The 17,609-nt window shown below is 55.8% G+C and carries 15 protein-coding genes and 1 pseudogene; 14 read left to right on the top strand and 2 right to left on the bottom strand.

The window, feature by feature from the left end; genetic code table 11:
* From WFN61_RS00005 to WFN61_RS00045, 9 genes and pseudogenes are all read left to right on the top strand, one after another.
* Positions 1-2,258, top strand: a 2,258-nt coding sequence (locus WFN61_RS00005; RefSeq protein WP_337037004.1) for a glycohydrolase toxin TNT-related protein, incomplete at its 5' end; no start/stop codon positions are given.
* Positions 2,255-2,620, top strand: coding sequence for a hypothetical protein (locus WFN61_RS00010; protein ID WP_337037006.1), 366 nt, complete (start codon positions 2,255-2,257; stop codon positions 2,618-2,620). The genes WFN61_RS00005 and WFN61_RS00010, both read left to right, overlap by 4 nt.
* A gap of 153 nt (positions 2,621-2,773) precedes the next feature.
* Positions 2,774-3,205: a hypothetical protein gene (locus WFN61_RS00015; protein WP_257756700.1), complete on the top strand. Its 432-nt coding sequence runs from the start codon at positions 2,774-2,776 to the stop codon at positions 3,203-3,205.
* On the top strand, positions 3,202-3,465 hold the full coding sequence (locus tag WFN61_RS00020; protein WP_257756702.1) for a DUF6966 domain-containing protein: 264 nt from the start codon (positions 3,202-3,204) through the stop codon (positions 3,463-3,465). Before WFN61_RS00015 ends, WFN61_RS00020 begins: the two co-directional genes overlap by 4 nt.
* Before the next feature lie 238 nt (positions 3,466-3,703).
* Positions 3,704-4,045, top strand: a complete 342-nt coding sequence (locus WFN61_RS00025; protein ID WP_257756704.1) for a TNT domain-containing protein — start codon at positions 3,704-3,706, stop codon at positions 4,043-4,045.
* Entirely contained in the window at positions 4,042-4,413 is a 372-nt protein-coding gene (locus WFN61_RS00030) for a hypothetical protein (protein WP_257756705.1), read from the top strand. The genes WFN61_RS00025 and WFN61_RS00030 overlap by 4 nt, the downstream gene beginning before the upstream one ends.
* Before the next feature lie 262 nt (positions 4,414-4,675).
* Positions 4,676-4,823: pseudogene (locus tag WFN61_RS20915) on the top strand (RHS repeat-associated core domain-containing protein); the annotation flags it as partial.
* 316 nt (positions 4,824-5,139) lie between these two features.
* Positions 5,140-5,574 (top strand): type IV secretion protein Rhs, encoded by a 435-nt coding sequence (locus WFN61_RS00040; RefSeq protein ID WP_312272892.1) that lies wholly within the window; start codon positions 5,140-5,142, stop codon positions 5,572-5,574.
* A 51-nt stretch (positions 5,575-5,625) separates the two neighbouring features.
* Positions 5,626-5,919: a hypothetical protein gene (locus WFN61_RS00045; RefSeq protein WP_257756709.1), complete on the top strand. Its 294-nt coding sequence runs from the start codon at positions 5,626-5,628 to the stop codon at positions 5,917-5,919.
* 53 nt (positions 5,920-5,972) lie between these two features.
* On the opposite strand, the gene sbcC is transcribed toward WFN61_RS00045, so the two are convergent.
* Both sbcC and sbcD read right to left on the bottom strand, forming a co-directional pair.
* A complete protein-coding gene (gene sbcC / locus WFN61_RS00050) occupies positions 5,973-9,110 on the bottom strand; it encodes an exonuclease subunit SbcC (RefSeq protein WP_337037018.1) in 3,138 nt (1,045 codons plus the stop codon).
* Complete coding sequence (gene sbcD / locus WFN61_RS00055; RefSeq protein ID WP_222889691.1) at positions 9,107-10,309, bottom strand: exonuclease subunit SbcD; 1,203 nt, start codon at positions 10,307-10,309, stop codon at positions 9,107-9,109. Before sbcD ends, sbcC begins: the two co-directional genes overlap by 4 nt.
* Before the next feature lie 190 nt (positions 10,310-10,499).
* Here sbcD and phoB point away from each other — a divergent pair, with 190 nt between their 5' ends.
* The 5 genes from phoB to malZ all read left to right on the top strand — a co-directional run bounded on the left by phoB (position 10,500) and on the right by malZ (position 17,537).
* Positions 10,500-11,189, top strand: a complete 690-nt coding sequence (gene phoB, locus WFN61_RS00060; protein ID WP_042391560.1) for a phosphate response regulator transcription factor PhoB — start codon at positions 10,500-10,502, stop codon at positions 11,187-11,189.
* 21 nt (positions 11,190-11,210) lie between these two features.
* On the top strand, positions 11,211-12,506 hold the full coding sequence (gene phoR / locus WFN61_RS00065; protein ID WP_312275107.1) for a phosphate regulon sensor histidine kinase PhoR: 1,296 nt from the start codon (positions 11,211-11,213) through the stop codon (positions 12,504-12,506).
* 407 nt (positions 12,507-12,913) lie between these two features.
* Positions 12,914-14,233: a branched-chain amino acid transporter carrier protein BrnQ gene (gene brnQ, locus WFN61_RS00070; RefSeq protein ID WP_144814505.1), complete on the top strand. Its 1,320-nt coding sequence runs from the start codon at positions 12,914-12,916 to the stop codon at positions 14,231-14,233.
* A 72-nt stretch (positions 14,234-14,305) separates the two neighbouring features.
* The gene (gene proY / locus WFN61_RS00075; RefSeq protein WP_144814503.1) at positions 14,306-15,664 is read left to right on the top strand and encodes a proline-specific permease ProY; all 1,359 of its coding nucleotides are present in this window, start codon (positions 14,306-14,308) and stop codon (positions 15,662-15,664) included.
* 55 nt (positions 15,665-15,719) lie between these two features.
* Positions 15,720-17,537 carry a maltodextrin glucosidase gene (malZ, locus tag WFN61_RS00080; protein ID WP_337037028.1) on the top strand — a complete coding sequence of 606 codons (1,818 nt, stop codon included), beginning with the start codon at positions 15,720-15,722 and terminating at the stop codon, positions 17,535-17,537.
* Positions 17,538-17,609 lie beyond the last annotated feature (72 nt).

Below are 17,609 nucleotides of genomic sequence, written 5' to 3' on the forward strand. Positions count from 1 at the left end.
ACGGGGAGGAGACCCGCCGGGGTTATGACCCGGCAGGCCGCCCGGTGCTGCTGGCGCGGGCGGAGGGCTGGCAGGCGCGCCTCATCTGGAGTAAACAGGGCCTGCCGCTGGCGCACGAGGGGGCCGACGGTAAACGCCGCACCTTTGCTTACGATGAGGCCGGGCGGCTTATTTCCACCACGGACCCGCTGGGCGGGACGGTACGCCGCACCTGGGACAGCCGGGGACGCCTTACTGCGCTGGAGAATGAGAACGGGGAGACGTACCGGTTCCGCCCGGGGGCAGACTCCCTGCTGCTGGAAGAGGCCGGGCCGGACGGGGTTGTCACCCGCTACGGCTATGATGCCTGCGGGCGCACCGTGTCCCGCACCTTCGCCGCCGGGCATCCGGACGCCATCACCCACACCTTCGCCTGGAGCCCGGCCGGGCAGCTGTTAACCCACACCACGCCCGAAGGCCAGACCCGCCGGCACTACACCATGGGCGGGCTGCTGAGCCGCATCACCCTGCATCCTGCGCTTGCAGCCGGTGCGTGGAGTAAAGAGGCGGAGCAGGAGCTCTCCTTTGAATATGACGCCCTCGGCCGCATCACACGCGAAACAGGTGAGCACGGCGAACTGGCCCGGGAGTATGATGCAACCGGCAACTGCACGGCACTCCGGCTGCCGGACGGGCGCACGCTGAAGCAGCACTACTACGGCAGCGGGCACCTGCTGGGCATCGCCCTTGACGGCCTGCCGGTGACGGACTTCACCCGCGACGAACTGCACCGGGAGGTCAGCCGCACCCAGGGCCCGCTCACCACCCGCAGCGAGTATGACCGCCCGGGCCGCCTGCACCGCCGGGACGTTTTCACCGGCAGCGCGCAGCGCCCGGCCCCGCGCCGCTGGTCCCGCCGCTGGGATTACGACTACCGCAACAACCCCGTGCGCGAGGAGCGCGACGACGATCCGTTCAGCTGGTATCACTGGCAGTACGACAGCGCCGGACGGTTGCTGTCACAGGACGGCACGCTGCCGGGCCGGGAGCAGTGGCGGTGGGATGCGGCGGGCAACCCGACAGAGCAACCCGGGGAGAAGATAACCCACAACCGTGTGACGCAGCTCAACGGCATCCGCTGGCGCTATGACATTCATGGCCGCACCGTGGAAAAGGACGACGGTCAGACCCGCTGGCACTACCGCTACGACGGGGAGCACCGTCTGGCGGAGGTCACCAGCCGGCCGCGCGACCGCACCCGGCCGCAGGTGGCGGTCAGCTTCCGCTACGATCCGCTCGGCAGGCGCATCAGCAAGACCTGCCGCCGGACGCTGGCAGGGCAGCCGCACGGCAGGGAGGTGACCACCCGGTTTGTCTGGGAGGGGGCCCGGCTGCTGCAGGAGATCCGGAATGCGGTGCCGCTGACCTATGTTTACAGCGATCAGCACAGCCACGAGCCGCTGGCCCGTATTGACGGCGTGAATACCCCGGACATCTACTGGTTCCATAACCAGCCCAACGGCACGCCGGAGCGGCTCACGGATGCGGAAGGCCGGGTGTGCTGGAAGGGGCTGAACAGCGCGTGGGGAAAACTGCTGCATGAGCGGGACGTACAGCTGCCGTATGCCCAGAACCTGCGGATGCAGGGCCAGTATCTGGATCGTGAGACGGGACTTCACTATAATCTGTTCCGGTACTACGACCCGGACTGCGGACGGTTCACCCAGCAGGATCCCATAGGGCTGGCGGGAGGGCTGAACCTCTACCAGTATGCGCCAAACCCGCTGGGGTGGGTGGATCCGTGGGGGTTGTCGTGTAGAAATAGTTGGAACGATTTTCAAAAAAAATCCAACGATGGTATGTTCGCTTCCAGAAGTCAGGCAGCAAGAGCTTATGCCTTATGGAAGAAACAAGACTGGGCAGGGTTAGAAAATTTAATGGGTCCCGGCAATTGGCCTCCGAACAGGGGATTTATCACATCTTCCAAAATCACGCTCCTGCCTGGAACAAAATTGGATCGCTATGGAGGATGGTTTGCGAACGACCATTTCAATGATACTGGTACATTTCTATCGCCAGCAGGAGCATCCTTTGAAAGCAGGGCACTTCCTGCTAATGCCCTTGAAAAACTCTATTCCAAATATATTGTGCTTAAACCTTTTGACGTTGAAACAGGGCAAGCCATCCCTTGGTTTGGACAAAAAGGAATGGGGGTTCAATATGAAACTAGTGATTATGTACAAGAGCTTATTCATCAAGGGCTTATAAGAAAATTATGAACAACAAAGTGAAAAATTTCGTCGGAAGTCCTAAAGTGATTTTTGATGGGTTTGAACAGGATTTTATAGATAAACAAAATTTTTTTGGTTGCCCTGCTTGTGAAGGGCAGCTTGGTTTTACTTTACGAAATGCTACATATTTTAAATATATTGATGAAAACTTGAAAAGCCATTTAATAGCATATATTAAAAGAATCAAAGAAGATGATGGTAGGTATTATTATAAAAGATCGGCCATCTATGTATGCACTAGTCAGTGTGATAATAATCATCATAAGTATAATGTCGCATTTACCTTTGGAGAGGTACAGCCTGCAAGATATGTTTCATGGTTAATTGGGATAGTTGAGGAGAAGTGTTAAAAGGTAGATCTTTTACTACTAGTTAATTTATTTAATATGGGATAGCTTTTTATTTAAAATAGATGGTTGTTAGTTTTGTAACTAAGTTACCAGCGGTTTTATAAATGTAATACATTCTTGCTCTACCAGTATGCACCGAACCCGGTGGGGTAGGTGGATCCGCTTGGATTATGCAAAGGAAAAATCTATGGGAAATATTCAGCAATAAATCCCGGGCCGTTGAGTAATGATCTTGCAGGTACTTTTGCCGGAGGGAAATATAGGAGGATTATCTTGTCTCAAGATACTGAATTATATCGTGCCGGTGTTGAAGGGCATCCATTTGGGCGATTTTTTAGTTTAGATAAGCCCCAAAGTGTGCTTCAAACGCGAATTGATAAGGCAGTGCTACCAAATTGCCCGGGTGGAGGAAGTTCACCTTTAGACACTGTTTTTAAATTTAAAGTACCTGTTGGAACAAAACCTTATGTCGGTGAGGTTGGATACCAAAATGATATTTATCTTGGTGGTACACAGCAAATTGTAATACCAGAGCCTTGGGATATCCCCGGTGTGAAATTTTTAGGACAAGAGCCGTTACTATGAAAAATGATGTTCGTAAATTAATTGCTGATATTGTAAAAATTCTTCGTGAGAATGACGAGGGATATTGGGCTGATATATTTGAAAAGCATTCTGTGGAGTTGAACTATAACTATGATGAGTGCTTGTATAAATTAAGAGGGTTATATGGCGGGATGGGATCGTTTAATGATCTCGTTCTGCATCGATCAGGCATGCCTCTTAAAGATGAGAATAATGAACTTGATTTGTTAAGAAAAGAATTATACAGATTGATAAAATAAATTAAAAAGCCGAGCAAGAAATTAACTTTTCCGGCTTATTTTTATTTAGTCGCTTTCATTCAGTACGCCTACTATTTACTGAACGCTGGGGTGGGTGGTTCCGTGGGGGTTGAGTAGATGCTAAAAGAAATGGAATGGTTTCCAATCCAAATCTCCAGGTGTTTTCCAAAAACGGACAGATGCTTCAAAAACTTATAAATTATGGAAAAAGCAAGACTGGCAAAGCCTGGAATCTTTTATGGGGCCTAGGACATGGCCTCCAAACAGAGGATTTATTACTGTAACAAAAACGACTCTCAAACTTGGAACTAAGGTTGACCGTTACGGTGGTTGGAAAGACATTGATGGTTTCCACAATAATGGTACTTTTATATCTACGGCTGGATCATCATTCGAGGGTAGAGCTCTTCAGCAATCTACTTTAAACAAACCATATTCAACTTATGAAGTTTTAAAACCGTTGCCAGTAGATAGTGGTCCTGCTATACCATGGTTTGGACAATCGGGTTACGGAACACAATATGAAACACCCGAAGCAATTGAAAAACTAGTTGAGAACGGAATTTTGAGGAAAAGATGACTTTAATCAATTTGCAAAAGAAAAAGATTCTTATTCATGATGGTCTTGAAGATGACTTCCTAAGAAATGAAAAAGAAATATCATGCCCATTCTGCGGCGCTAAAGTTTATTTCGGATTATATAATTCAAAGGATTTTGATGGCCTTGAGGATAACACAAAAATAAAAATTGCAAGTAAAATTCGCTGTGTGAAGTTATCAGATGGATTAATTCAAAGATATAAATATAAAGAAAGTCCGTTAAGGTTATCAAAAAATAAATGCTTGAAAGGGATTCATGATGTTTTAGTTGTTTTTACCTATAGAGAGATACAACCTGCCCGCTATCAATCGTATATAGTAGGGGTTTTTAATAGTGTTGATATTTAGGCTCTATAGTACATAATATAATAATTATATGTGTGTTAATTTTTTTAAAAAACCTAATTACAAATATAATTCCTATATTTCTAGAAAATTGATATTATTCGCTCATTCTTAAGGCTCAGACATCAGATGGATATAGCTGGCAGGCCATGCCCAGAACCTGCGGATGCGGCCAGTACCTGGATCGGGACAAATTTGTCAGGAACAAATTTGAATGCGTGCAGCGCAACCCCGAAAGGGGCAGCCACAGGGAAGTGGCGAGTAAACCGGACTTCACTATAATCTGTTCCGGTATTATGATCCGGACTGTGGACGGTTCACGCAGCAGGATCCGGTGGGGCTGGCGGGAGGATTAAATCTCTACCCGTATGCGCCGAATGCGCTGAGTTGGATCGATCCTTTAGGACTGCGTTGTGGGGATGCTGCTAAAGCGAAAGAACTCGGTTATAAAAAAATCAACGAGCGTTCGCACGGGCAGTTTGTCTTCGTAAATAATAAAGTTCCTAATAAAATATATTAATCCAGATGTTGATCAACATAATGGCGGGGTTTGAAAAGCTGCCGATAGTGTTGAAAATGTAGGAAGCAGGCGGACAAGATCTGGAACGTATGATGCTGAATCTAACTCAAATTGGTGATTAACGAATGAAATACTCATATAGAATAACTAAAATGACGTGATGTTCTCAAATCCTCTGATCTTCCATCAAAACTTTAAAGGCCAATATCATGACTCTTGATGATGAAATAAAAGAGAAAATATCACAGCTATCTGACTCACTCTTAATCATTGATGACTGGGATTTTATCGCTGATGAGCTGTCAGACTCTTTTGAATGGATAGGCTCAAAAATTAACTGGTCAAAGACCACTAAGCATAAAAGTCTAAATTTAAAGGGAAATCATTCTGATTGGCTTGGTCAAGTAAATAAATTTATTCATGCTAATAACATTAATAGTGAAATATCACATAGCGATCAAATTTATTATATAAATGATTCATCGTTGGATTTCTCGATTTCTATTAAACCAGAGCAATTTCACCCTTTTTTAAAGATGGCTATTGAAAATATCCCTCAGCATCACTACTTTTTCAATAGAAAAACACGATGGTGTATTGTAATAAGTTCCGAGGGGTATATCGATTTTGGCTTTTCAATATAATTCACACGGTCATCCAATATTTATAGATCAATTTCGAAGGTTAGAAACACAATGAACATTGATTTCTCAGCAAAAAAAGGCGTAGTTGTGTTTAACGCATTCTCCTTGAATAAAGAGATAACTCTTGGCGAACAGGTGCATGAGCTTAGAGAGGATATGCTTCAGATCGAATTTCCTGGCGGTTACATTCTTGATATTGGGTGGAGACCCTCTTTTGATGTAAACGGCAAATTTTATATTTATTTAATAAGGGAATTTGATTGGGAAAGGCCTGTTTATAGTGAGAGTGCTAAAGATATCGATTCATTAGAGGCGAAAGTTAACCAAGCTATAAATAAGCTCTGATAAAAAAGCCGGAAAAGACCGTCAGATCTGTCCGGCATTAATTATTTAATCCTTCACGTCACGGCATATTTTCCATCAAGCTTGCTGTAACCCAGTCCATTAATCTTTCTTACCTTGATCTGTACCGGAATGCGCTCCTTCATCGCCTCAACGTGGCTGATGACGCCGATAGTCTTGCCGCTGGCGTTGAGCGCGTCGAGGGCATCGAGGGCGGTATCCAGGGTTTCGCTGTCCAGCGTGCCGAACCCTTCGTCAAGGAACAGCGAGTCGATACGGGTTTTATGGCTCACCAGATCGGAGAGCGCCAGCGCCAGTGCCAGGCTAACGAGGAAGCTCTCTCCGCCGGAAAGCGTGCGCGTATCGCGTACCGCGTCAGCCTGCCAGGTATCCACTACCTCCAGTTCCAGTGCCTCGCTGGCTTTTCGCTTCAGCAGGTAGCGGCCGTGCAGACGGGTGAGCTGGTTATTCGCCAGCCAGACCAGGTTATCCAGCGTCAGCCCCTGGGCGAACTTACGGAACTTATCCCCCTCTTTAGAGCCAATCAGCCCGTTCAGGTAGCTCCAGTCCGCCAGCAGGCGAGTGGCCTCCTCAATCTCCAGCAACAGTGCCTGCTGGCGCTGACGACTCTCGGCATCCTGCCGGAGTTGCTGGCGGATCTCTCCTTGACGGGTAGTGTTCTCCCGCAGCTGCTGTGCCAGCGCGTTCAGCGCGGCGCGCGTTTGCTCTACGCTGGTTTCCTCGCTCAGCCCGGCAGGCGGCTGGGCCTGATGCGCCGCCAGCGCTGCCTGGGCCTGGGTCAGCAGAACCTGGCTCTGCTGTAACTGGCTCTCCAGCGACTGCTGAAGCTGCTCAAGACGCTGGCGTTCGCCATCCTCAAGCAGGGCGGCGAGAAATGCCTGCCGATCGGGGAAGGGGCTCTGCGCCAGCTCGGCGTCAAACTGCGCCTGCTGCTGCGCCACGCGCCCGGCCTCCAGGGCCAGCTGCTGCTGGAGCGTTTGAACCTGACCGTGGAGAGAGACGCAGTCGTGATGTACCTGCTGCCAGCCGTTGAGGCTGACGGGTTCTCCCTCCGCTGCGCCGTCGGCAGGGAGCGTCTCCAGCAGGGGCTGGAGTTGGGCCGCGCGCTCCTGGAGCGTTGCGACGTGGGTCTGGTTCTGCTGCCACTGACGGGACTCCTCCTCGCGGGCGGCAAACCAGGCTGACTCTTCCCCCTCTGCGGGCAGGGTCAGTCCGAGCTGGGCCAGGTTCTCTGCCAGCGTCTGGCGGCGAGCGTCAATGGTCTGCTTGGCGTGTGCCGCCTGCTGCTGGAGCTCGTTGAGCTGCTCCTCCAGCGCCAGCCGCTGGCTGTACCGATAGAGCTGCTGCTCGCGGGTCTCTTCAGCCTGTAACCAGCCGCTGACGTCCTCCTCGGGCGTCAGCGCGATATTGAGCGCGCTACATAGCTCGCGCCACTGCTGGCTTAACGCCAGATCGTTTTGCGCTTCCGCCTCGGCGGCAAGGCGATCTCTCTTGCTCTGCTTCACCAGCGCATCCAGCTGGCCGCGCAGGGCCGCGCCGCTCTCTGCCAGCTGCTTAACCTCGCGCTCCAGGGCATCGCGCCGGGCCTGGTTGGCATCTACGGTCATCGCCTGGTACTCCGCGACTGCCGGGTGAGCTGTCGATCCGCAGAGCGGACAGGGCTCGCCGGCCCGCAGCCGCTCGCGCTCGGCCTCCAGACCTTTGATCCGCTCTTCCAGGGCGCAAATTGTCTTCACCTCGGCCAGCAGCGCGTTTTTCTCTTTATATGCCTGACGCCGCTGGGTCAGGGTCTGGTTGAGCGTCGCCTGCTCCGCATCGCTCTCGGCCAGCGTTTTTTGCAGCTGCTTGAGACGCTGCTGAAGAGGCGCGAAGCTGGCATGCAGCACGTTCAGGCGCTGGCGCAGCGGGCGCTGTTGGGCCAGATCGGCTATCGCCTGCTGCAACGCCTCGGCGCTCAGATCCAGCCCAGGGGCGTTCAACGCCGTCAGCTGCTGCTGAAGCTTTTCACGGCGTGCGCTGAGCGTCAGGGCGTGCTTCTTCTCTTCTGCCTGCTGAGCAAAGTTGGCCCGCCAGCCGGTGAGTTCGCTCTGCCAACGCTGCCAGCGTTCGTGCGCGGTCAGCCAGTCGGCCAGCGTTTTCTGTTCCTGCTGTAGCGTGCTCATCTGCGCGTCGGCGGTGGCGCGAATGCGGCTGCGCTTGCTCAGCTGCTGTTGTAAGTGAGTATTTACTTCTTCAGCCTGACGCTGGGTCTGGCCGTGGGTGCGGATCTGCTCCTGTAAACTTTGCCATATCGGTCGCAGCTGCTGGGCGGGGCGGGCCTGCTCCAGCGCGGCAAGCTGCGGGCGGGCGCTCTCCAATGCCTGCCGGGCGCTATTCAGCGTCGTCTGTGCCCGGGCCGCGTCGGCATGCAGTTCGCCGCCGCGCGTCAGCCAGTGGAGCAGGGTCTGCTCGCGCTGTTGGGTGGCGACCAGGGTCTGCTCCTGGTCAGTAAGCACCTGCAAACTTTCATTCAGAGTCTGGATCTGCTCGGCGCTCAGCAGCTGAATGCCCTCGGCCTGGGCCTGACGCTGCTCCAGCTCGCTGCGCGCCGCTTTGTGCTTTTCAAACACCATCGCTGAGATCTGGCCGTAGATCTCGGTGCCGGTCAGCTCTTCCAGCAGCTCGGCCCGCTCTTTCGGTTTGGCATTGAGGAAGGCGGCAAACTGTCCCTGGGAGAGCAGCATCGAGCGGGTAAAGCGGCCGTAGTCCAGCCCCGTTAGAGTGGCGGTGAGCTCCAGCTTATCTTTCACCTTATCGGCGAGAATTTTACCGTCGGCGCAGAGCGCCAGCTCAACGCGGGGCACCTGGAGATTACCCCCGGCCTGGTTGCGGGCACGGTTTTGGCTCCAGAAGGCGCGATAGGCAATGCCTTTGACCTCAAACTCCACCTCGGCCAGGCACTCGGCGGTGTCGCGGGTCATCAGGTCGTTCTGCGACTGCGATACGTTGCTCAGGCGCGGCGTCTCGTGATAGAGCGCCAGACAGATAGCATCCAGCAGGGTCGTTTTCCCCGCGCCGGTGGGGCCGGTAATGGCAAACAGCCCGTTGCTGGCAAAGGGTTCGGCGGTAAAATCAATCTTCCACTCCCCCTTCAGGGAGTTAATGTTCTTCAGGCGCAGGCTAAGGATTTTCATGCGTCTTGCTCCTGGGTCAGCTCTTCCACGGTGGCGCTAAAGAGGGTGCGAACCCGCTGGCCCTGCGCCTCGTCCGGCTCCTCCAGCGCCAGACGACGCTCGAAAACCTCCTCCACGCGCAGCTCGCTGAGGGTTTCCCGCAGCTCGCCCGCCATCATTCGCTGACGCTGCTCGCGGCTGCGGCGTACCAGCAGCACCTCGACCGGCAGATCCTCGGTCATGGCCTGGATCCGGCGCTGCATATCCGTCAGCCAGTCGTCGGTGGTGATTTCGATATCGAGCCATACCGGCGGCGAAGCGGGGGACCCGCGCCACTGCTCAAGCTGCTGGCCAATGGCGGCAAGATCGCCTTTGATCACTGCCAGCTGCTGGGTAACCGGCACGGTAAGAGGCGTGACGTCCGCCAGTCTGCCGTCGGCGAAGGTCACCAGGTTAACGCTTTTGGCCTTGCCGGTTTCGTCGAAGCTGAGAGCAATAGGTGAGCCGCAGTAGCGGATATGATCCTGACCACCAATAATCTGCGGACGATGAATGTGCCCGAGGGCGATATAGTCCACCGGGGGAAAATTCTGCGCCGGGAAGGCGTCCAGGGTACCAATATAGATGTCGCGCACCGCGTCGCTTTTGCTGGCCCCGACGGTGGTGAGGTGGCCGCTGGCGATAATCGGCAGCGGCGCGTCGCCGCGCAGGGCACAGGCCTGCTGGTACTGCTGCTGGTAGTAGTCGGTGATCGCCGCCAGCAGATGCTGCTGCTTCTCGCTGCCGGAGAGGCCCGCCTGGCTGGTAACGATATCGCGCGGGCGTAAAAACGGCACCGGGCAGAAAACCGCTCCCGGCGTGCCGTCGCGATGCTTAAGAATGAACGGCGCGCAGCCCGCCGCGGCCACGACGGTGGTGTGCAGAAAGGCCAGGATCTCCCGGGACTCATTCAGGGTAGCGACCGAGTCGTGGTTACCCGCCAGCACTACCAGGTGACAGCCGGTCTGCTGGAGCTGAACCACAAAGCGGTAGTAGAGTTCGCGAGCGTAGCTGGGAGGCGCGCCGGTATCAAAAATATCGCCAGCAACGATAATGGCATCGACCTGCTGGGCCTCTGCCGTCTCCAGCAGCCAGTCAAGAAAGGCGGCGTGTTCAGCGGCCCGGCTCTTGCTGTAAAAGTTTTGGCCGAGATGCCAGTCAGAGGTGTGAAGGATGCGCATATCGGTTCCATGGCAAAAAAGCGTAAGGCGGATTATAAACGTTTAGGCACAGCGGGAAAGCGGCGATCGTCTTGCAGATGTCATCTGCACGCTTTCAGGTTCATAATGCCTTCACGCTTTTCATAAATCTGTCATAAATCTGACGCATAATGCGACGCAACATATTGATTACAACTATATAGGGCAAATCATGGCGAGACGTATTCTGGTCGTAGAGGATGAGGCCCCCATTCGGGAGATGGTCTGCTTCGTGCTCGAGCAAAACGGCTTTCAGCCTGTTGAAGCGGAAGATTATGACAGTGCGGTGAACCAGCTCAACGAGCCGTGGCCCGATCTTATCCTGCTCGACTGGATGCTGCCTGGCGGCTCGGGGATTCAGTTTATCAAGCACCTGAAACGTGAAAACATGACCCGGGATATTCCTGTTATGATGCTCACCGCGCGCGGCGAAGAGGAAGATCGCGTCCGCGGCCTGGAGACCGGGGCAGACGACTACATCACCAAACCCTTCTCGCCGAAGGAGCTGGTGGCGCGTATCAAAGCCGTGATGCGGCGTATCTCGCCGATGGCGGTGGAAGAGGTGATTGAGATGCAGGGGCTGAGCCTCGATCCCACCTCTCACCGGGTCATGACCGGCGAAAACCCGCTCGACATGGGGCCGACGGAGTTCAAGCTCCTGCACTTCTTTATGACTCACCCGGAACGCGTCTACAGCCGCGAGCAGCTGCTGAACCACGTCTGGGGAACCAACGTCTACGTTGAGGATCGCACGGTGGACGTGCATATTCGCCGCCTGCGTAAAGCGCTGGAGCTGAGCGGCCATGACCGTATGGTGCAGACCGTTCGCGGCACGGGTTACCGTTTTTCGACCCGTTTCTAATCATTGACTGGAGTGTGACGCGTGCTGGAACGGCTGTCATGGAAAAGGCTGGTCTTAGAGCTGTTTTTAAGCTGTATCCCGGCTCTGGTGCTTGGAGCGATGTTTGGCTATCTGCCGTGGTTTTTGCTGGCCTCGGTCACTGGATTACTGATCTGGCACTTCTGGAATCTGCTCCAGCTCTCCTGGTGGCTGTGGGTGGACCGCAGCATGACCCCACCTCCGGGGCACGGCAGCTGGGAGCCACTGCTCTATGGCCTGCATCAGATGCAGCTGCGCAACAAAAAGCGCCGTCGCGAGCTGGGCAGCCTGATCAAACGCTTTCGCAGCGGCGCAGAGTCGCTGCCGGATGCGGTGGTGCTTACCACCGAAGAGGGGGTGATCTTCTGGTGTAACGGCCTTGCCCAGCAGCTGCTGGGGCTGCGCTGGCCGGACGATAACGGCCAGAATATCCTCAACCTGCTGCGCTACCCCGAATTCACTCAGTACCTGAAGCAGCAGGCGTTTACTAAACCGCTTAACCTGGTGCTGAACAACGGACGGCATCTTGAGATCCGCGTCATGCCCTACAGCGAGCAGCAGCTGCTGATGGTCGCCCGCGACGTGACCCAGATGCACCAGCTGGAGGGGGCGCGACGCAACTTCTTTGCCAACGTCAGTCATGAGCTGCGCACGCCGCTGACGGTATTGCAGGGCTACCTGGAGATGATGCAGGAGCAGACCCTGGCCGGGGCGACGCGGGAAAAGGCGCTGCATACCATGCGGGAGCAGACCTCGCGTATGGAAGGCCTGGTAAAACAGCTGCTCACCCTGTCAAAAATTGAAGCCTCTCCAATCCATACCCTGAATGAAGTCATTGATGTGCCAATGATGCTGCGGGTGGTTGAACGAGAAGCCCAGACCCTGAGCCAGCAGCGGCAAACCCTTGAGTTTCATGTCGATAGTTCCCTCAAAGTGTTGGGCAGCGATGAGCAGATGCGCAGCGCTATCTCTAACCTGGTCTATAACGCGGTAAACCATACTCCGCCCGCCACGCACATCATCGTCAGCTGGCAGCGGGTCGCGAACGGCGTGGAGTTCAGCGTTGAGGATAACGGACCGGGCATCGCCGCCGAACATATTCCACGCCTGACCGAGCGCTTCTACCGCGTCGATAAGGCGCGATCCCGCCAGACCGGCGGTAGCGGCCTGGGGCTGGCGATTGTTAAGCACGCGGTCAACCATCACGACAGCCGTCTGGAAATTACCAGCGAGCCGGGCAAAGGCACCCGATTTAGCTTCACGCTGCCGGAAAGGTTCATTGCCAAAACCACCGAGTAGCGCCCTTCCTGTCAGTATAACTTTCCACAGGCCGCAAAATGCGGCCTGTTTGCTTTGCACCATTCAGCACCGCACCTCTTTTTCTGCGGCTGCTGCTTTTTTGTTCGCATGTTTAGCCATGTGTTTTTCTTATAATTAGCGTTTTATGCTGGTTATTCACGTCAGCCTACGATAACCATCTGGTTTTGCGATCCCATCTTGCCTTTAAACGTTATAAGCGTTTAAATTGCGCCCCTGTCGATGACAGACAGGCTGGATTTGCGTGGTAAATCGAAAAACTATTCTTCGCCACGCCCGGTGGGAAGCATATCCCGCTGGAATCTAATGATATTGCCGCTGTATTGTCCCGTAGGGGCTGGCGAAAAAATCAACACGTTCAACACCACATCCACAGGCAGTTAATACATATGACCCATCGTTTAAAACCACGAGATATCGTTGCTCTGGGCTTTATGACATTCGCGTTGTTCGTCGGCGCGGGTAACATCATTTTTCCGCCAATGGTCGGTTTGCAGGCGGGTGAACACGTCTGGACGGCGGCCTTTGGTTTCCTGATCACCGCGGTTGGTCTGCCGGTGCTAACGGTCATCGCCCTGGCGAAAGTGGGTGGCGGTGTGGATAGCCTCAGCGCGCCGATTGGCAAAGTAGCCGGCGTGCTGCTGGCCACCGTCTGCTACCTGGCCGTCGGCCCGCTGTTTGCGACCCCGCGTACCGCTACCGTCTCGTTCGAAGTGGGGATTGCCCCGCTGACCGGCGACGGCGCGCTGCCGCTGTTTATCTACAGCCTGGTCTACTTTGCCATCGTCATTCTGGTCTCGCTCTATCCGGGCAAGCTGCTGGATACGGTAGGTAACTTCCTTGCGCCGATGAAGATCGTCGCGCTGGTGGTGCTCTCAGTGGCTGCCGTCGTCTGGCCAGCTGGCCCGATTAGTCATGCCATGGACGCCTACGAGCACGCCTCGTTCTCCAACGGTTTTGTTAACGGCTACCTGACCATGGATACCCTCGGCGCGATGGTGTTCGGTATCGTAATCGTCAACGCGGCCCGCTCTCGCGGCGTGAGCGATGCGCGTCTGTTGACCCGCTACACCGTGCTGGCTGGCGTGATGGCAGGCGTAGGCCTGACGCTGCTCTACCTGGCCCTGTTCCGCCTCGGCTCCGACAGCGCTTCGCTGGTCGATCAGTCGGCAAACGGCGCGGCTATCCTGCATGCCTACGTGCAGCACACCTTCGGCGGCGCAGGCAGCATGATGCTGGCAGTGCTGATCTTCCTGGCGTGCCTGGTCACCGCCGTAGGCCTGACCTGCGCCTGCGCCGAGTTCTTCGCCCAGTACGTGCCGCTCTCTTATCGCACGCTGGTGTTTATCCTCGGCGGCTTCTCAATGGTGGTTTCGAACCTCGGCCTGAGCCATCTGATCCAGCTCTCTATCCCGGTGCTGACGGCGATCTATCCGCCCTGTATCGCCCTGGTTGTATTAAGCTTTACCCGCAACTGGTGGCACAGTTCGTCCCGCGTGATTGCGCCAGCCATGTTTGTTAGCCTGGTCTTCGGTGTGATGGACGGCATTAAAGCGTCGGCGTTTGGTGGCATCTTACCCGCCTGGACAGCGCGTCTGCCGCTGGCGGAGCAGGGTCTGGCATGGTTGATGCCGACCGTCGTCATGGCGGTGCTGGCAATCTGCTGGGATCGCGCGGCGGGACGTCAGGAAACTTCCAGCGCACATTAATTTACGGTTGCGTCTTTAACCACGGGGCTTACAATCCCGTGGTTTTTTTATTTTTAAACGGCAGTGGAAACGATGGAAAGTACGAACAAGCTAAAGCGGGGATTAAGCACCCGGCACATCCGCTTTATGGCGCTCGGCTCGGCGATTGGTACCGGGCTGTTTTATGGCTCGGCAGACGCCATCAAGATGGCCGGTCCCAGCGTGCTGCTGGCCTATATCATTGGCGGCGTGGCGGCCTACATTATTATGCGCGCCCTCGGCGAGATGTCGGTGCATAACCCGTCGGCCAGCTCCTTTTCGCGCTACGCCCAGGAGAACCTCGGGCCGTTGGCAGGCTATATCACCGGCTGGACCTACTGCTTTGAAATTCTGATTGTTGCCATCGCCGACGTCACCGCCTTTGGTATCTACATGAGCGTCTGGTTCCCCACGGTCCCCCACTGGATCTGGGTTCTGAGCGTGGTGATGATCATCTGCGCCGTCAACCTAATGAGCGTCCGGGTCTTCGGCGAGCTGGAGTTCTGGTTCTCGTTTTTCAAAGTTGCCACCATCATCATCATGATTGCTGCCGGTTTCGGCATCATCATCTGGGGCATCGGCAACGGCGGGCAGCCCACCGGCATCCACAACCTGTGGAGCAACGGCGGCTTCTTTAGCAACGGCTGGCTTGGCACGGTGATGGCGTTACAGATGGTGATGTTTGCCTACGGCGGCATTGAGATCATCGGCATCACCGCCGGTGAAGCCAAGGAGCCGGAGAAGTCGATTCCGCGCGCTATCAACTCTGTCCCGCTGCGTATCCTGGTATTCTATGTGGGCACGCTGTTTGTCATCATGTCGATCTACCCGTGGAACCAGGTGGGGACCCAGGGCAGCCCGTTCGTGCTGACCTTCCAGCATCTCGGGATCACCTTTGCCGCCAGCATCCTTAACTTTGTGGTGTTGACCGCCTCGCTTTCAGCCATTAACAGCGACGTGTTTGGCGTCGGGCGTATGCTGCACGGCATGGCGGAGCAGGGCAGCGCCCCGCAGATGTTCGCTAAAACCTCTCGCCGGGGCATCCCGTGGGTGACGGTGCTGGTGATGACCGTGGCGCTGCTGTTTGCCGCCTGGCTGAACTACATCATGCCGGAGAATATCTTCCTGGTGATCGCCTCCCTGGCGACCTTTGCCACGGTGTGGGTATGGATTATGATCCTGCTGTCGCAGATCGCTTTCCGTCGTCGTCTGTCGCCGGAAGAGGTCAAGGCGCTGAAGTTCAAGGTGCCGGGCGGGGTGCCTACGACGGTTGTCGGGGTGCTGTTCCTGGCCTTTATCATTGCCCTGATTGGCTACCACCCCGAGACCCGCATCTCGCTGTACGTCGGCTTTGCATGGATTGCCCTGCTGCTGGTGGGCTGGCTGTTTAAACGGCGAAAAGCAGTGGCGTAAACTCCTGCACATCGCATACTGTTCTCTGGCAGGGTTAACCTAAAGGAGAGCAGTTATGCTGAATGCCTGGCATCTTCCGGTCGCGCCGTTTGTAAAACAGAGCAACGATAAACTACAGATTGTCCTGTGGCTGACCGGAGATGCGCTACCGCAGCGGGTGACCCTGCGCGCAGAACACGATAACGAAGAGATCTCGATCCGCATGCGTCCGCTGCGCAGTGCGCCAAAGCCTGGCGTTACGGCCTGGCGGGGAGAGATTGACTTAACCAACGGACAGCCGCGCCGCCGCTACAGCTTTAAGCTGCTGTGGGACGACCGCCAGATCTGGTTTACCCCGCAGGGCTTTAGCCGCTTTCCTCCCGCCCGGCTGGAGCAGTTCGCGGTTGACGCACCGGATAGCGGGCCGCAGTGGGTGGCCGATCAGGTCTTCTACCAGATTTTCATCGACCGCTTTGCCCGCAGCCTGCCGCGCGAGTCCAGTCAGGACAATCTCTATTATCACCACGCCGCCGGGCAGAACATTGAGCTGCGCAACTGGGACGATCCGGTTACCGCCCATGCTGGCGGCTCGACCTTCTACGGCGGCGATCTCGACGGCATCAGCGAAAAGCTGCCGTATCTGAAAAAGCTGGGCGTCACCGCGCTCTACCTGAACCCGGTCTTTACCGCCCCCAGCGTGCATAAATACGATACCGAAGATTATCGCCACGTCGATCCGCAGTTCGGCGGCGATGGGGCGCTGTTGCGCCTGCGCGAGAATACGCACCGGGAGGGGGTCCGCCTGCTGCTGGACGGCGTATTCAACCACAGCGGGGACTCCCACGCCTGGTTTGATCGGCACAATCGCGGCACCACCGGCGCCTGCCATAACCCGGCATCCCCCTGGCGGTCGTGGTACAGCTTCTCCGCTGACGGACGGGCGCTGGACTGGCTGGGCTATCCGAGCCTGCCGAAGCTGGACTATCAGGATCCCTCTCTGGTAGATGAAATCTACCGGGGCGAGGAGAGCATTGTACGCCACTGGCTGAAGGCCCCGTGGAGCATGGACGGCTGGCGGCTTGATGTGGTGCATATGCTGGGCGAGGCGGGCGGGGCGCGCAACAATCTCCTGCACGTCACCGGCATCAGCCAGGCGGCAAAAGAGACTAACCCAGACGCCTATATCGTCGGAGAGCACTTTGGCGACGCCCGCCAGTGGCTGCAGGCCGACGCCGAAGATGCTGCCATGAACTACCGGGGCTTTACCGTGCCGGTATGGGGCTTTCTGGCCAATACCGACATCTCCTACGATCCGCAGCATATCGATGCACAAACCTGCGTGGCGTGGATGAACAACTACCGCGCTGGCCTGTCGCACCAGCAGCAGCTGCGCATGTTTAACCAGCTCGACAGCCACGACACCGCCCGCTTTATCTCCCTGCTGGGTAAACAGGTGGAGCGGATGCCGCTGGGCGTGGTCTGGCTCTTTACCTGGCCGGGCGTGCCCTGCATCTACTACGGCGATGAGGTGGGGCTGGACGGCAACAACGATCCGTTCTGCCGTAAGACCTTCCCCTGGGACAAGAATAAACAGGATGCCACGCTGTTTGCGCTTTATCAGCAGATGGCGATGCTGCGCAAGAAAAGCCGCGCGCTGCGTTACGGCGGCTGTCAGGTAGTGAGTGCGGAAGGCGATGTGGTGGTGTTTGTGCGCGTTTACCAACATGAACGCGTGCTGGTGGCGATCAACCGCGGCGCGGCCTGCGAGGTGGTACTCAGCGATGTGCCGCTGCTGGATGTCCCTGCCTGGCAGTGTAAAGTGGGCACCGGCACCATCGAGGAGAATGTGCTGTCGCTCCCGGCGGTCTCCGCCACGCTTTGGCGCAATCGCTGACCCTGTTGCAACATTTTTACCAGTATTGAAAAGAAATGTAATATCCTTTCGGGAGTGATCACCGAACCGAAG

Source organism: Pseudescherichia sp. AS216 (assembly GCF_037152055.1).
In the GTDB taxonomy this organism is placed as follows: domain Bacteria; phylum Pseudomonadota; class Gammaproteobacteria; order Enterobacterales; family Enterobacteriaceae; genus Pseudescherichia.

Excerpts from the sequence above, each read along its gene's own strand:
- proY (WP_144814503.1), top strand. The coding sequence starts at position 14,306 with ATGGAAAGTACGAACAAGCTAAAGCGGGGATTAAGCACCCGGCACATC.
- brnQ (WP_144814505.1), top strand. The coding sequence starts at position 12,914 with ATGACCCATCGTTTAAAACCACGAGATATCGTTGCTCTGGGCTTTATG.
- malZ (WP_337037028.1), top strand. The coding sequence starts at position 15,720 with ATGCTGAATGCCTGGCATCTTCCGGTCGCGCCGTTTGTAAAACAGAGC.
- WFN61_RS00025 (WP_257756704.1), top strand. The coding sequence starts at position 3,704 with ATGGGGCCTAGGACATGGCCTCCAAACAGAGGATTTATTACTGTAACA.
- sbcD (WP_222889691.1), bottom strand. The coding sequence starts at position 10,309 with ATGCGCATCCTTCACACCTCTGACTGGCATCTCGGCCAAAACTTTTAC.
- WFN61_RS00040 (WP_312272892.1), top strand. The coding sequence starts at position 5,140 with ATGACTCTTGATGATGAAATAAAAGAGAAAATATCACAGCTATCTGAC.
- WFN61_RS00030 (WP_257756705.1), top strand. The coding sequence starts at position 4,042 with ATGACTTTAATCAATTTGCAAAAGAAAAAGATTCTTATTCATGATGGT.
- WFN61_RS00010 (WP_337037006.1), top strand. The coding sequence starts at position 2,255 with ATGAACAACAAAGTGAAAAATTTCGTCGGAAGTCCTAAAGTGATTTTT.
- phoB (WP_042391560.1), top strand. The coding sequence starts at position 10,500 with ATGGCGAGACGTATTCTGGTCGTAGAGGATGAGGCCCCCATTCGGGAG.
- sbcC (WP_337037018.1), bottom strand. The coding sequence starts at position 9,110 with ATGAAAATCCTTAGCCTGCGCCTGAAGAACATTAACTCCCTGAAGGGG.
- WFN61_RS00045 (WP_257756709.1), top strand. The coding sequence starts at position 5,626 with ATGAACATTGATTTCTCAGCAAAAAAAGGCGTAGTTGTGTTTAACGCA.
- WFN61_RS00020 (WP_257756702.1), top strand. The coding sequence starts at position 3,202 with ATGAAAAATGATGTTCGTAAATTAATTGCTGATATTGTAAAAATTCTT.